The organism is Desulfosarcina sp. (assembly GCF_041551955.1).
In the GTDB taxonomy this organism is placed as follows: Bacteria; Desulfobacterota; Desulfobacteria; order Desulfobacterales; family Desulfosarcinaceae; genus Desulfosarcina.
Window position 1 is genome coordinate 1 of sequence record NZ_JBFELV010000100.1, and the last position, 13654, is coordinate 13654.

Sequence of the window (13654 nt, forward strand, 5' to 3'; positions counted from 1 at the left end):
AGGAAAAATGAAACTCAGACCATTGCAGGATCGAATTCTGGTGCAGCGCGTCGAAGAAGAGACCACCACCAAAGGTGGCATTATCATCCCGGACACCGCCAAGGAAAAACCGGCTGAGGGAAAAGTTAAGGCGGTAGGAAATGGCAAAGTTGGTGATGACGGCAAACGCGTGGCACTGGAGATCAAGGTCGGCAACCGGATTCTGTTCGGAAAGTACTCTGGAACCGAAGTGAAAATCGACGGGGAAGAGTATCTGATCATGCGCGAAGACGACGTGCTCGGCGTCATTGAGTAGACGATTACCCAACTAACGATAGAATATGGAGGTTAAGCAAAATGGCTGGTAAAGTGATTAAATATGATATGAAAGCCCGCGAAGCGATGCTCAACGGCGTCAAGGCGCTTGCCGATGCAGTGGTTGTTACCCTGGGCCCCAAGGGCAGAAACGTCGTTATCGACAAGTCATGGGGTTCCCCCACCGTCACCAAGGACGGCGTTACTGTCGCCAAAGAGATCGAACTGGAAGACAAGTTCGAAAACATGGGCGCACAAATGGTAAAGGAAGTGGCCAGCAAAACCAGTGATATGGCCGGAGATGGAACCACCACCGCAACGGTTCTCGCCCGCGCCATCTACGAAGAGGGCCAGAAGCTCGTTGCTGCAGGCAACAATCCCATGGCCATCAAACGTGGCATCGACAAAGCGGTCGAAGTCGCCGTCAAAGAGCTTCACAAGATGAGCAAGCCGACCAAGGATCAGCGAGAAATCGCTCAGGTCGGAACCATTTCCGCCAACAATGATGAAACGATCGGCAACATCATCGCCGAGGCCATGAACAAGGTCGGCAAGGAAGGCGTAATTACCGTAGAAGAAGCCAAAGGCATGGAGACCACTCTGGACGTGGTTGAAGGCATGCAGTTCGATCGGGGCTATCTTTCGCCATATTTCGTGACCGATCCCGAGAAGATGGTTGTTTCGCTGGAAGACCCCTTCATCCTGATCAATGAGAAAAAAGTCAGCAACATGAAAGACCTCCTGCCGGTGCTTGAGCAGGTGGCCAAGATGGGTAAACCTCTGGTCATTATCGCCGAAGACGTTGACGGCGAAGCGCTGGCGACCCTGGTCGTCAACAAGCTGCGCGGCACCCTTCAAGTGGCCGCCGTCAAAGCCCCTGGGTTCGGCGACCGTAGAAAAGCCATGCTGGAAGACATCGCCATTCTCACCGGCGGCCAGGTGGTTTCCGAAGACCTAGGCATCAAGCTTGAGAGCCTGACCCTAGCCGACCTGGGCAAATGTAAACGCAACAGCATCGACAAAGACAACACCACCATCGTCGACGGTGCCGGCGCGCGCTCCGCACTGGAAGGGCGTGTCAAACAGATCCGTGCACAGATCGATGAGACCACTTCCGACTACGATCGTGAAAAACTGCAGGAACGTCTGGCCAAACTGATCGGCGGCGTAGCCGTGATCAACGTCGGCGCGGCAACCGAAACCGAAATGAAAGAGAAGAAGGCCCGCGTCGAGGACGCTCTGAATGCGACCCGCGCCGCGGTCGAAGAGGGTATCGTGCCCGGAGGCGGCGTCGCGCTGGTTCGCACCCTTTCTGCATTAGACAAGATCAAAATCAAAGCCGACCAGAAATTGGGTGTCAAGGTGGTCATGCGGGCCATTGAAGAACCGCTGCGCCGCATCGCCGGCAACGCTGGTTTCGAAGGCAGCGTGGTTATCGACAAGGTCAAAAACGCCGAAGGTGCCATGGGTTACAATGCGGAAACCAATACGTATGAAGATCTCATCGCAGCCGGTGTTATCGATCCTACCAAGGTGGTTCGGTTCGCCCTTCAGAACGCAGGCAGCGTAGCCTCTCTGATGCTCACCACTGAAGCCATGATCGCTGACAAGCCCGATGACAAATCCGCTGACCCGATGGCTGGCGCCGGTGGTGGCGGCGGCATGGGCGGTATGGGCGGCATGGGCGGCATGGGCGGTATGATGTAACCCGTCCCCCAGTCCCCCGAACCCTGATCGCGTACTGATAAAAAAGCCCTCGCATGGTTGATCCTGCGGGGGTTTTTTGTTTCTGCCCTAATTTCTTGACAACTCACCATTAATCAGGCTACTGAAATCAAAAAGAAAGTTGCAATAGATGCATTGATTCTTTTTACGAGTCCATCATCGATGGGCCTGAAAATATTTTTTTTGGCAGCGATGGTGTAAAGAAGCTTTAGTGATGTCGTATGACGGCCGATAACACTCTCTGAAAGCGATATTCTTACGCCTGTAAGACACCCAAAAAATGAGGTTTCTGATGAATCGCAGAATTAATTCAACCACTCTTATTTCCGTTTTTCTGCTCCTGCCCCTGCTATTTGTAACGCCTTCAACGGCGGCAGACAAGATCAACGTGGTCGAAAGCGAGACGGGGTTTTACTACACGATCCAAAAAGGTGATACCCTTTGGGACCTGTCTAACCATTTTAACGATTCTCCCTGGTTGTGGCCGGAACTGTGGGAAGGCAACGATCAGATTACCAATCCTCACTGGATCTTTCCCGGTGAACGGATACGCCTTTACCGAAAGTCGGGTTCTCAGGCCATCACGCAAAGCGAAGCCATCCCGCCTGTTGCCGTAATCCAACCCGCACCCATCAAGCCCGTCGTGCCCGCCGAAGATAAAAACGCGCCGGCACCCTTTTTCGTATATCCTTCCATTGACCGTGTCGGATTTATCCGTAAACCACCCGTAACGCCATCGGGAACCATTTTCGAGGTTCAAGGGAGAAAAGTCCTGATCAGCGAAGGGGACATGGTTTACATCCTTCCGCAAGGAGATGCCGCCCAAGCCCTTCTCATTCCCGGGAGCCGGCATACCGTTTTTAGGCATATGAAACCGACGGACGAACGCGATTCAACCGAAACCATCGGGACCCAGCATTATATCCTGGGCATCGTGGAAGTGACTAAAAAGGAACCGGATATGGTTATCGCAAAGGTCCTGAAGTCTTTTCGGCCAATCCGTGTGGACGACATGCTGATGCCCTACAGTCAGCGATCTTCCAGCATTGAACTCATGCCAAGCGTCCCCGGTATGGATGGACAAATTATCATCGCTGAAGATCACCTGGAATTGACCGGTGACTATACCCTGGCATTTATCGATAAGGGCCGCGCCGACAACATTCAGGTCGGCCAGCAATACAGCATTTACAGTAAGCAGAAAACAGTCCTGGAAAAGAACGAGATCAGTTCAAAAAGCCTTCCCCCGGTGGACTTTGGCACCTTTCTCGTCCTGCATACAGAACAGACCACCTCCACGGTGATCATCACCAGCGCGGCCAATGTCGTTTTTCCTGGAGAACGATTCAGGACGCCAATCAATTAAACCAGACGCCTGCCATGCCAAACAAAGATAAAGCCTGCCCTTTCCAGGGCAGGCTTTTGGTTTTGTGCGTATACGAAAGCAGTTCGACGGTCACCCGAGATCATTTGTTGAGGTGACGCGAAGCACTTCCTGATAGGTCGTGATGCCTTCCATCAGTTTCTCGATGGCGCTCTCCCGCAGCGAGGCCATGCCCTCAACCCTTGCCGTTTCCGTCAGGACAGCCAAATCCACGTCTGGAACGGTCTGGGATTTGATCGCATCGGAATAAGGAAGTACTTCATGGATGGTGGTTCTTCCCTGATAACCGGTCCCTCTGCATTTCTGACACCCTTTGCCACGGAAAAGAGACAGCAGACCTGATTTCCCGGTTTCCAGCCCCAGCGCACTGAGTTTTCCCGCATCTACTTCGATGGGCGCCTTGCAGGCATTGCAGATTTTTCGAACCAGCCGCTGAGAAAGAACGCCCCTGAGTGTCGCCTGGATGAGAAACGCGGGAACCCCCAGGTCCATCAACCGGACGATGGATGACGGGGCATCGTTGGTGTGCAGGGTCGACATGACCAAATGGCCGGTGAGCGCCGCCTGGATGGCGTTCTCCGCCGTTTCCAGGTCCCGGAGTTCCCCGATCATGATAATGTCGGGATCCTGCCTGAGGATATTGCGCATGATCGACCCAAAGGTAATTCCCACCTGGGGTCTGACGGCGATCTGGTTGAAATCTTCATGCACCATTTCAATGGGGTCTTCCACGGTGGTGACATTGACCTTCGTGGTGCTGATTTTCCGGAGTGTGGAGTAGAGCGTGGTGGATTTTCCACTGCCCGTGGGGCCGCAGACCAGGACCAGGCCGTGGGGATGGGAAACAATCTGGTGGTACTTTTGCAAATCCACCGATGAAAAGCCCAGACGCTCGAGGTCCTGGAACAATATATCCGGATCCATGATCCGCATGACCACCTTCTCACCGAAGGCCACCGGCACGGTAGACACACGAATCTCGACCTCCACGTCTTTCTTGCCGGTCTTGATCCGGCCATCCTGGGGCCGACGCTTCTCGGACATGTCCAGTCCGGCCAGATTCTTGATCCGGCTGATGATTGCCGAGTGGACATTTTTGGGCAGCTTGTGGACGGTGTGCAATACGCCGTCGATCCGCATTCTGACTAAACTGACGTCCCGTTTCGGTTCAATATGAATGTCACTGGCCTTCTGGTCGAATGCGTAAATGAACAGGTGGTTGACGGCATTGACCACGTGATGGTCATGGGACGGCAACTCGTCTGCGGATTTGAGTTGAATGTACCGCTCAAGATTACCCAGGTCCACGGTAGGTCCGGAAAACTGATGCTCGGCGGCCGCGATGGATCGTTTAAAGCCAAAGAACTCTTCGATGAGTTTGATGATGTCTGACCGTGGACTGACCACGGCACTGACCTGCATCTGACAGGCACGGGTGATATCCTCGAACACGTCGAGATTGAACGGGTTGGGTGTGGCTATGGTAAGTCTTCCCTGGCTGACCTCCACCGGCAGCACCAGGTGGTTTTTGGCAAAGGAGATGGGAATGGTGTTGGTGACGACATTCAAATCCAATTTCAGCGGGTCGACCTTGACGAAAGGAATTTTCCAGCTTTCCGCCAGGGTTTGAAAAATGGTATCCTCATCCAGGGTTTTCGACGGGTCATCTTTGCGCTTCAGGTTCAGTGCGACGATGGTATCGATGAAGATAAAGGGTTTGTCCCGTTTTTCAATGAATTCGGTCTCACCGTGGTTGACGCGGCGCCGCTCGTATTGTTTGATCAATTCAAAGCGTTGATTGTAAAGGTCGCGCGCCTTAGAAAATGACAGCAAACCTTTCTTTTCAAGCGCAGAAAGGAGGCGTTTCTCCGACAGTTGATCGCTCACGTGAAGCCCCCCCTGCGCTTATGCTGAATGCCAGTTGACGGTGGTGATGCTGCGTATGACATTATCGATCCATTCCATGGTTCGAACGACGGAGCGCTGATTTTCCGGGGTACCACTGAGTTCGGACAACTGATAGCCATATTCGCTGATTTTTCTGAGCAGGCTCACATCATCGCGTGTCCCCACCCGTCCAACGCCGCGGACGATGATTTTCAGGTGCTGCAGGAAAACCGGCAGGTAGGTTGCAGCCCTAAGGGTGCGATAGATCCCGGCCTTGGGATCGCCATATTCGTTCAATGCGGAGACCAAAATAAGGTGAGCGGTTTTACCCGACAGCAGGGAAAGAAAGATGAAAATTTCACGTTCGAGGAACAGCAGGTGGCGCACGGATGGCTTCGGTTTGCCAGGTGTGGCAGCGTTTAAAAGCGCCACCATCTTCTCGTGAATGGCAACCACTTTGCTGGAGAATCGATACTCCACCGAATCGATCCGAAACTGTGCATAGTGCACCACGTTCCTGTCTAATCCGTTGCGGACATTGAGAACCTCTTCCGGCGTCATCTCGATATCGACATCAAGCTCTTTGTTGTATGTCCTGAGTAGGATGTTGGCCAGCATGATCGCATTCCGGTCCGAAGGCTCCACCCGATCGGGATGCCGACAGAAATCGGCCAACAGAAAACGCAGCGCGTGTTTGGGACGCTTGATGCGGCTGATCAGGTGCTGCAGCGCATTGAGGAAGGCAACCCGGTTGGCACGGCCCTTCAGCGCCTTGAAATAACACCACAACAATTCAAAAGCGTGGTTCCCGTGCCGTGCCAGTTCATCGATCATCGGCTCAAATGTTTTGCGGATGAAGTTGCCCTGCCCATCAAACAGCTTCTCGATTAAAAGGGTGATTTTTTCTGTGTCGTGCAAAGGGATCTTGAACGCACCGGAGACGGCCTGCAGGTTTTTTTCATTGCGGCGTTTGACCAACCGATCGATCACCATCAACTGCCGTTCCGTTTCAAGGCTTTCCTTTCCCAGAGACAAGATTGTCAGCAGCTCTGCATTCACGCTGCCAATCATCGTCGACTTGCCATCGACCTGCACCTGTATGGCGTCCCGTCGCACGGATACAGCGTCAAGCGCCTCGCCGTCAACCTTGTAAATTCCTGCCCGCAACAGGTTTGCCAGCAGGGTCGCCATCTCCAGGAACACGGTCTTATTGTTGAGGGCATTCAGGATTAAACTGAAGGTATGCATCTGTTTCAAAAAGGTTTCGGCGCCCATCCCGTCGTAATCGTTCAGGATGGCGACTGCCGCATCGTCGTGCAGTTTCTGGTCCTCGTTCAACTCCTGGTCGATCAGCTGCATCGCCTGTTCTTTCAGGCTGCTCACATTGGTGTCTTTGGCGGGATCGATGTCAGCGGACAAGAATCTGGGATCCGTCATTCGTTATCTCCATCTGATTGAATTCACCTGAGATGATCAAGATCTCAATGCGTTGGACAAACGACTGAATAGCATGCGCATGCCCGAAAGGGTAAAACGATCAGAAGGTAAACAGCAACCATTGGTCGCTGTTCGGCATCGCTGCCATTCAGGTAGCCGCTATCACTTTTTTTCAGGTCTACAACATATCACAGCATGTGGATAAAAGCTATTGCCTGTTTGGATTGCCGCATCGGGGTTAAGCATTCCTTCCAGCTAGTTATGGCGCATGCAAGGGCGTTGTCCCTGTGGAAAAGAACGAATGAAATATCGGCCCGTGACAGAATGACATCTCATTGCTCCGCACACCGACGGCCGGCCGACGGGTAGATTCCGCAATGACGCCAGAAAGGGGATCGCGGCGCCGTCTCCCGGCCATGAATTCCTCGTGGTGATAGTATTATCCCCTCAACATGTGCTTACTCCACTCATATTGCCCGATGTCTTTTTCGTGCCGACTATCTTATTGGCAACGGTGGACATTTTGACCGACGGCGGGCTGTCATTTAACCGACCGGTTTGGGGCAAGCTTCAGCGCGTTGGCCCCACGCATGTGGAAATGAACGGTTTACTGCATATTATCGCCATGCTTTTATCTGGCGCAAACGAAATGCATTGAGGAGGTAATACCATGAATCGCAAGTTGACGGGTTTGCTGGATCGTATTGGTGAAGTATACCAACCGATGATCCTGAAGGGATCGCGCCATTATCTCGAAGTCAGTGTCGGTAGACAGGCGCAGTTGTTAGGATATGCCGATCTGGAAGACAGGTACAAAAACACCTTTGTGATCGTCCCTTTGAAGTCACCCCAAAAGGGTATGAAAGTTCGTATCGATGGGCGAACCTTTGTCAACTACGCAGAGCATGCATCCGGCATTGCATTTCCCGGACATCTGGCTGCGGAAGCCGGACGATCCTTCGCACCCTTTACGCCCAACGACAGCATGATCTGCAATTTTACCTGACCGAGAGCCCGCCTCCATCCCATGGTCCACGACCGACCGGACAACCTTCGTGACGACACCCGCACTGAAGCAAGACCGGTAGACGTATTATCGTGGGGAACCCGGCGGAAACTGAAAAAGGATCTTGTCCACGATTTCCTGGGTCGCCTCGGCTGCATCTTCGGGGGTGTTGTGAGTTCTCAGCCGGAAAACACCCACCCCCCGCCACATCAAGGCTCCCGACTCCGCTGAATGGATATCGATGGTCAAGCGCCCCTCGTCATACTGCCGGATGCGCGTTTCAGTGGCGAGCCCCCCGTACCACGGATGATAGTAACTGCCCACGCCCACTGTCGAGTAATAGCTGTCGCTTTGAATTTTCTGCTGGATGGTCAGGTGGTAGGACAGATATATATCCGGTCGTTCTTGAGCCGCACCAATAATATGGCGGCCCTTGAGATGATTGTCGACGGCATGACGAATACGTTTATCCAGCAGTGGGTTGTCGATGCGAATGTCCCCAGTGGCCGACTGAACCGGGTTCCGCCAATGCCAGGTACCGTAGCCGGACGTATCCGCGTGGGGGTCATAATCCTGGCTCACCTGAACGGTGGTACAGCCGCCGCAAGCCAGGACCGCAAGAAACAAGATACCGAACCTCAAGGTTCTCATCATATCCTCCACGGTGAATGGAAAAAACACCCTGCATAGTGATCGGCCTCAACCTCAAGGCTGGCCCATCGCTCTCCGTTCCCGCCGATCACGCCCTCCCCCATCGGCAAGGCCGCTTCTTTGTCGATGGATGAATTGACAGCATCAAGTCGGGCGCGTATTATTTTCTCAGCCCCTTTTCACGAAAACGCGGAGTGAAACCATGGACGCCATCAAAATCACCCTGCTGCCGCTGGGGCCTTTTATGGTCAACACCTACATTGTGACATGCCGTGAAACCGGCCTGTCCGTCATCATCGATCCGGCCGGCGAACCCCAAACGGTCATCGGCATACTCAACCGGGAGAAAGCCACGCCCGTGCTGATCCTCAACACGCATGGCCACCCGGATCATGTGCTGGCCAACGCAGCGCTGCGAGCATCCCTTATGATACCCGTCTGCATGCACGTCGAAGACAGCGGCGCTTTCGCCGATTCACCGGAAATCAGGGACCTTGAGCGGCAGACCGGGCTGAGGGTGGACACCCTGGCGGACCGATTGCTTACCGACAACGAGCAAATTCAACTGGGCGCGGTAGCGATCCGGGTGCTTCACACGCCGGGCCATACCCCAGGATCATGCTGTTTTCTGGTGGCCGGGCATCTGTTTACCGGAGACACCCTCTTTGTAGGCGACGCTGGACGCACCGATCTGGAAGGTGGATCGCTGAACCGGCTCATATGGAGCCTTAAGACAAAACTCCTCGGACTTGATGATGATACCCGCATCTGGCCTGGCCACGATTACGGCAATCGGCCGAGCAGCACGATGGGCCAGGAAAAAAAGGAGAACCCGTATATCACCGATTTCATCCTCGACCCCTAAACCGCGTTCACGCGGTGTTAAACGACAAGAGACAAGGTGGTTCCCATGAAATCCCTTCAGGTCCATTTCAACGAAGCGACCCAAACGATTGAACCCGTCGACAACGCCTCCCTGGAGCCCTGGGAAGAAATTTGCGATCGGTTCAATAACGATGTAAGGCGGATCAAGACCGTGTCAGACCCCCGAGGCTACACCGCCATCTATGCGTGTTATGATGAGAGCAACCAGCCGGTTTACTACCTGGTGGAAGAAAGGGACGTGCTGAAAAAATTGCGTCATCGAACATTTCTTGACAAACTCGGGCGGACGTAGACAGCAGGGTCAATGAAAAAATAGAAGGTTGAACGGATAAATGCGATCGAGGCGAACCCGCTGTGGCCTGCGCCGACCACAGGCAGATGCCCCTGCAGGCGACGATCCCGCATCCTGGCCCGTCCGGACGGCTTCATCCAGACGGTTGAATCAGCTGGCGTTGATCTTGCTTCGCAGCTTTCCCGAGCATTTGAAGGTGACCACCTTGCGTTCCGGCAAGGTCAGGTCAGAACCGGTGGCCGGATTTCTTCCCCGCCGCTTCTTCTTCTCCTTCACGCAGAATTTCCCAAAACCGGATACCAGCAGATCGTCTCCATCTTCGAGGGTTCCCTTGACGATCTCGAGCAGAGATTCAACAGTTTCGATGGACTTTTTCTTGGTAAAGCCCAAGTCGTTCACCTTTGCAACGATGTCGTTCTTGGTCAATGCCATAGCGCCTCCTGAGGGAAATGGTAGCCGGGTATGCAGGTGCAACATTCATCGGATCACGGCGCGCGGTCCGGCAACTCACCGCTGTTGGAATCTTTTGTATCCTCGGGAATAAACCGGGCCACCTTGTCCATAATCATATCCACCTTGGTCATTATCTCATCAATTTCAACTTTTAGCGCTTCATCATCTGGTTCGGTCATCTGGAAATTTCCTTTTTGGGGAATCATTCGCTGGAAACAGCCATTCTCCGGTTGGATTCAATAATCGAAATCTGGCGACATCCGGCTATTACCGAAGGATACCTGTCAGGTCAACGCGGGTAGTTACCGTGGGCATAAAGGTAATCGTAACAGTATGCCTGGTACTCGACATCCTGCATGGCAACCGCCTCCTGATCAGGCCCCTCGCTTTTCTCCAGACGCGCCAGCCATCGCATTTTCGCAAAATCGTAAAGGACCTCCCGGATCAAATCGGGATTGTCGCTGACCTCAGGGTTGTTTTTGACAAAGAGGATCACGGCATCGATTACCGCCTTGACATTGCGGATGTATTCGCTGTCGTCCGCGCGGTACTCCATAGAAACATCCAGAAACTTGCCCAGCAAAGCCTTGGCCATGCCTTCCACTGCATCGATACAATTCATCGGTTCTCGATTCTGTGTCCCCACGCGCACTTCAGGGCGTCTCATGAATTTTAATTGACATTAAATTGCCTCTTTGTTCAATAAAATCATACAGCTATTAAAAATATACGCAAGACCGGAGGATGTCAAGTTCATTAGATACAATAACCTTTGAATTCGGAATCAGCGGGCAGGAAAAAAAAGTCCTGCTCTCTCTCGTGCAGCATGTTCGGCATCAAGGGTCGGTGGAGGGCGAGGGACAACGGTTGGTCAATACCGTGTCGATCTCCTTTAAAAAGCGGCTGGGGGAATTGAACTGGCCTTTGCGGAAACTGGCGGAAGTAATAAACAGGCAGCGCTCTGCCCGGGTCACCGCCACGTACATCAGCCGGCGCTCCTCCTCCAGGTCTTCGGCATTGTCCATGGATCGCCAGTGGGGGAACAGCTGCTCTTCGCAACCGATCACGAACACCGTATGAAATTCGAGTCCCTTGGCCCCGTGCACAGTGGACAGGTTGACCCCGTCGGATTCATCCTCATCATCCTTGTCCTCGCGGACCAATGCGGCTTCCTCCAGGTAATCCACGATGGTCTCTTTCTGGGAGGCGGCATGGATCAGCTGGTCGATGTTTTCCTGGCGGGCGGTAAAATCCATGGAATTGGATCGGGTGTAGTTTTCCAGATGATCCATGTAACCGGTACGGGCAATCGTCAGGCGGATGGCTTCATCGGGCCGCAGGTCCCGGATGTCGTCCAGCAGCGCCAGCAGATCTTTCAGGGACTGGTAGAGTTTAGGCGTAAGCACGCGTTCGGAAACAGCCAGGCGGGCGGCCTCCTTGAGACTCATGGGCCCCCTGCGCATCCGGGATATCTTTTTCACGGTTCCCGGCCCGATGCCCCGTTTGGGCGTATTGAGGACCCGCTCGAAGGCGGTGTCATCCTTGTCGAACACGGCCGCGGTGATGTAACAGTTCAGGTCGAGGATCTCCACCCGGTCGAAAAAGCCCTTGCCGCCCATCATGTGATACGGAATGTGCGCCCGGCGAAACGCCTGTTCGAAAGGCAGGGAGCAGAACTTGGTGCGGTAGAGGACCGCCATCTTCTCATAGGGGATGCCCATCCGGGCCATGCTGCGAATCTTTTCCGCCACCCAGCGGGCCTCCTCCTGGTCGGTATAGAATTCATGCGTCTCGACCACCCCGCCTTCCTTGTCGGAAAAACAGGCCTTTTCCATGCGGTTTTCATTATGGCCGATGACCCGGTTGCCCAGTTGGACGATTTCGTCGGCAGAACGGTAGTTCTGCTCCAACCGGAAGGTCCGCGCACCCTTGTACTTCTTTTTGAAGGATAGGAAATGGCCGACGTTGCTCATCCTAAACGAGTAAATGGACTGCCAATCGTCACCGACGGCAAAAAGATTCCCGTCTTTGAGCAGCAAGGCGGTAATCTCCTCGTTCAGGTCGTTGGTGTCCTGGTATTCGTCGCATAAAATATACTGAAATTGGGTCTGGTAGCGCTGTCGGACGTCTGCGTGGTCCCGCAGCAGGTTGCGCGTCAATAGCAGGATGTTGTCAAAATCGACGGCATTGGCCGCTTTGAGGACCCCTTCGTACCGCTCGTACACGTCGACCAGGCGAATGTTGCCCTGCCGGGGATGGTTGTCAAAATAGGCCCCGGGATGTCCGCTGTTTTTGGCATTGGAGATCTGGCCGAGCACGGACCTGGCATGTTTTTTATCGTAATTGAGGGCTAACAGTACATCTTTAACCGTCTTTTGCTGGTGGTAAGACGTAAATACCTGGAGGGGGGGATGAAAATCCAGCAGGTGGCTGTGTTCCTTCAGGATCTGGAAACAGGCGGAGTGGTAGGTGCGCACCCAGGGAAAGCGCTGGACACCCATACCGGTCATACGAATCAGGCGGCGCTTCATCTCCTCCGCCGCCTTGTTGGTGAAGGTGATGGCCAGAATCTGTTCGGGCGGCATACCTGATTCCACCAGGTAGGCAAATTTTGCGGTCAAAGTCCGGGTCTTTCCGGATCCGGCGCCGGCCACGACCAGGGCCGGGGAGCCGGTGTGTTCCACAGCAACTTGCTGCTCGGGCGAAAGCTGCATGGATGATCTTCTCCAAAAACGATTTAAAGGTTAACAATCCAGTACGATGCAATAAAGCTAAATGAAAAACCAAATACCAGAAAAATCCCCAATCTCAAAAACCAAATCTCAACTAAACCCCAGTGACCCAAAATTCAAACCGGATGGCAAAGCGGCCACTACGCTGGTTTGGATGTTGTAAGTTGAGGTTTATTTGGAACTTGGTGCTTGTGATTTGATCATTATGTAAAGTTAAGCAGTTGCCAAAGCGATGGGTGATGCGTTAATAAGGCGCCCATCGGACAAATTCCGCCGTGCCGGCTGCCATCCCATGCCGGCTGTCAAAAAAAACGGGTTCCCGCAAAGCAGATGAGGGAACCCGGAATCGGCTATGGAGCCACCGCGCGGAGTCGAACCGCGGACCTACGCATTACGAGTGCGTTGCTCTACCAACTGAGCTACGGTGGCGTGAAACTGTCCTGTTGATTCTCAAACAAGCATTTTACTCAATTTTTTAAAACGCTTACTGTGAATCAGCGGTGCTACCAGCTGAGCTTCGCCGGCTGAAAAATAGAAGGACCACGTATAGCGTTTATGAATCAAAAGCAAGAAAAAAGTACATCGGATCTGCTGATCCGCACCATTGCCGAGCGCACCGGCGCCCTCGTGATCACCGGTATGGGTGGGTGTTCCGGCGCTCGACTGGCGGAGCGGCCGGATATGCTGGAGTATGCTTACCTCTTACCTCGGAAGAAGGAACTGACATATGCGACAGGCCACAATGACCGAACCGGGCAAGATTGCCTTCCAGGACGTGCCGGAGCCCCCCGCCCCCGCACCCGGCGAGATTCTGATCCGGATCAAGCGGATCGGCGTGTGCGGCAGCGACGTGCACGTGAACCACGGCAGCCACCCCTTCACGCCGTACCCGGTGGTGCAGGGGCACG

General features: G+C 53.7%; 14 protein-coding genes and 1 tRNA gene. 7 read left to right on the forward strand and 8 right to left on the reverse strand.

All coding sequences use genetic code 11. The features are described from left to right. Positions 1-7 precede the first annotated feature (7 nt). From groES to ABYV26_RS09850, 3 genes are all read left to right on the forward strand, one after another. Positions 8-295, forward strand: coding sequence for a co-chaperone GroES (gene groES / locus ABYV26_RS09840; RefSeq protein WP_319258132.1), 288 nt, complete (start codon positions 8-10; stop codon positions 293-295). Positions 296-336: 41 nt separating this feature from the next. After that, entirely contained in the window at positions 337-2001 is a 1665-nt protein-coding gene (groL, locus tag ABYV26_RS09845; RefSeq protein ID WP_372680526.1) for a chaperonin GroEL, read from the forward strand. A gap of 310 nt (positions 2002-2311) precedes the next feature. Further along, positions 2312-3385 carry a LysM peptidoglycan-binding domain-containing protein gene (locus ABYV26_RS09850; RefSeq protein WP_372680528.1) on the forward strand — a complete coding sequence of 358 codons (1074 nt, stop codon included), beginning with the start codon at positions 2312-2314 and terminating at the stop codon, positions 3383-3385. Positions 3386-3475: 90 nt separating this feature from the next. On the opposite strand, the gene ABYV26_RS09855 is transcribed toward ABYV26_RS09850, so the two are convergent. Beyond that, entirely contained in the window at positions 3476-5290 is a 1815-nt protein-coding gene (locus ABYV26_RS09855; protein ID WP_372680530.1) for a GspE/PulE family protein, read from the reverse strand. A gap of 18 nt (positions 5291-5308) precedes the next feature. Further along, on the reverse strand, positions 5309-6727 hold the full coding sequence (locus tag ABYV26_RS09860; RefSeq protein ID WP_372680532.1) for a hypothetical protein: 1419 nt from the start codon (positions 6725-6727) through the stop codon (positions 5309-5311). A gap of 670 nt (positions 6728-7397) precedes the next feature. On the opposite strand from ABYV26_RS09860, the gene ABYV26_RS09865 reads away from it, so the two are divergent. Further along, positions 7398-7733: a hypothetical protein gene (locus ABYV26_RS09865; protein ID WP_372680534.1), complete on the forward strand. Its 336-nt coding sequence runs from the start codon at positions 7398-7400 to the stop codon at positions 7731-7733. An 87-nt stretch (positions 7734-7820) separates the two neighbouring features. On the opposite strand, the gene ABYV26_RS09870 is transcribed toward ABYV26_RS09865, so the two are convergent. Beyond that, the gene (locus ABYV26_RS09870; RefSeq protein WP_372680536.1) at positions 7821-8384 is read right to left on the reverse strand and encodes a DUF4136 domain-containing protein; all 564 of its coding nucleotides are present in this window, start codon (positions 8382-8384) and stop codon (positions 7821-7823) included. A 202-nt stretch (positions 8385-8586) separates the two neighbouring features. On the opposite strand from ABYV26_RS09870, the gene ABYV26_RS09875 reads away from it, so the two are divergent. After that, positions 8587-9249: an MBL fold metallo-hydrolase gene (locus tag ABYV26_RS09875; protein WP_372680538.1), complete on the forward strand. Its 663-nt coding sequence runs from the start codon at positions 8587-8589 to the stop codon at positions 9247-9249. A gap of 45 nt (positions 9250-9294) precedes the next feature. Beyond that, positions 9295-9561 (forward strand): hypothetical protein, encoded by a 267-nt coding sequence (locus ABYV26_RS09880; RefSeq protein WP_372680540.1) that lies wholly within the window; start codon positions 9295-9297, stop codon positions 9559-9561. Between the two features lie 150 nt (positions 9562-9711). On the opposite strand, the gene ABYV26_RS09885 is transcribed toward ABYV26_RS09880, so the two are convergent. The 5 genes from ABYV26_RS09885 to ABYV26_RS09905 form a co-directional block, all read right to left on the reverse strand. Beyond that, positions 9712-9993 carry an integration host factor subunit alpha gene (locus tag ABYV26_RS09885; RefSeq protein WP_372680541.1) on the reverse strand — a complete coding sequence of 94 codons (282 nt, stop codon included), beginning with the start codon at positions 9991-9993 and terminating at the stop codon, positions 9712-9714. 53 nt (positions 9994-10046) lie between these two features. After that, on the reverse strand, positions 10047-10193 hold the full coding sequence (locus tag ABYV26_RS09890; protein ID WP_372680543.1) for a hypothetical protein: 147 nt from the start codon (positions 10191-10193) through the stop codon (positions 10047-10049). A 110-nt stretch (positions 10194-10303) separates the two neighbouring features. After that, positions 10304-10636, reverse strand: coding sequence for a hypothetical protein (locus ABYV26_RS09895; RefSeq protein ID WP_372680545.1), 333 nt, complete (start codon positions 10634-10636; stop codon positions 10304-10306). 214 nt (positions 10637-10850) lie between these two features. Continuing rightward, a complete protein-coding gene (locus tag ABYV26_RS09900) occupies positions 10851-12728 on the reverse strand; it encodes an ATP-dependent helicase (RefSeq protein WP_372680546.1) in 1878 nt (625 codons plus the stop codon). A 371-nt stretch (positions 12729-13099) separates the two neighbouring features. Continuing rightward, positions 13100-13175 (reverse strand) — tRNA-Thr (locus ABYV26_RS09905). Positions 13176-13473: 298 nt separating this feature from the next. Between ABYV26_RS09905 and ABYV26_RS09910 the strand changes: the two genes are divergently transcribed. Then, the coding region (locus ABYV26_RS09910) for an alcohol dehydrogenase catalytic domain-containing protein (RefSeq protein ID WP_372680547.1) at positions 13474-13654 on the forward strand (181 nt) is incomplete at its 3' end.

Coding starts and splice junctions, on each gene's coding strand:
- ABYV26_RS09850 (WP_372680528.1), top strand. CDS start 2,312: ATGAATCGCAGAATTAATTCAACCACTCTTATTTCCGTTTTTCTGCTC.
- ABYV26_RS09900 (WP_372680546.1), bottom strand. CDS start 12,728: ATGCAGCTTTCGCCCGAGCAGCAAGTTGCTGTGGAACACACCGGCTCC.
- ABYV26_RS09890 (WP_372680543.1), bottom strand. CDS start 10,193: ATGACCGAACCAGATGATGAAGCGCTAAAAGTTGAAATTGATGAGATA.
- ABYV26_RS09865 (WP_372680534.1), top strand. CDS start 7,398: ATGAATCGCAAGTTGACGGGTTTGCTGGATCGTATTGGTGAAGTATAC.
- ABYV26_RS09895 (WP_372680545.1), bottom strand. CDS start 10,636: ATGAATTGTATCGATGCAGTGGAAGGCATGGCCAAGGCTTTGCTGGGC.
- groL (WP_372680526.1), top strand. CDS start 337: ATGGCTGGTAAAGTGATTAAATATGATATGAAAGCCCGCGAAGCGATG.
- groES (WP_319258132.1), top strand. CDS start 8: ATGAAACTCAGACCATTGCAGGATCGAATTCTGGTGCAGCGCGTCGAA.
- ABYV26_RS09875 (WP_372680538.1), top strand. CDS start 8,587: ATGGACGCCATCAAAATCACCCTGCTGCCGCTGGGGCCTTTTATGGTC.
- ABYV26_RS09870 (WP_372680536.1), bottom strand. CDS start 8,384: ATGAGAACCTTGAGGTTCGGTATCTTGTTTCTTGCGGTCCTGGCTTGC.
- ABYV26_RS09880 (WP_372680540.1), top strand. CDS start 9,295: ATGAAATCCCTTCAGGTCCATTTCAACGAAGCGACCCAAACGATTGAA.
- ABYV26_RS09885 (WP_372680541.1), bottom strand. CDS start 9,993: ATGGCATTGACCAAGAACGACATCGTTGCAAAGGTGAACGACTTGGGC.
- ABYV26_RS09860 (WP_372680532.1), bottom strand. CDS start 6,727: ATGACGGATCCCAGATTCTTGTCCGCTGACATCGATCCCGCCAAAGAC.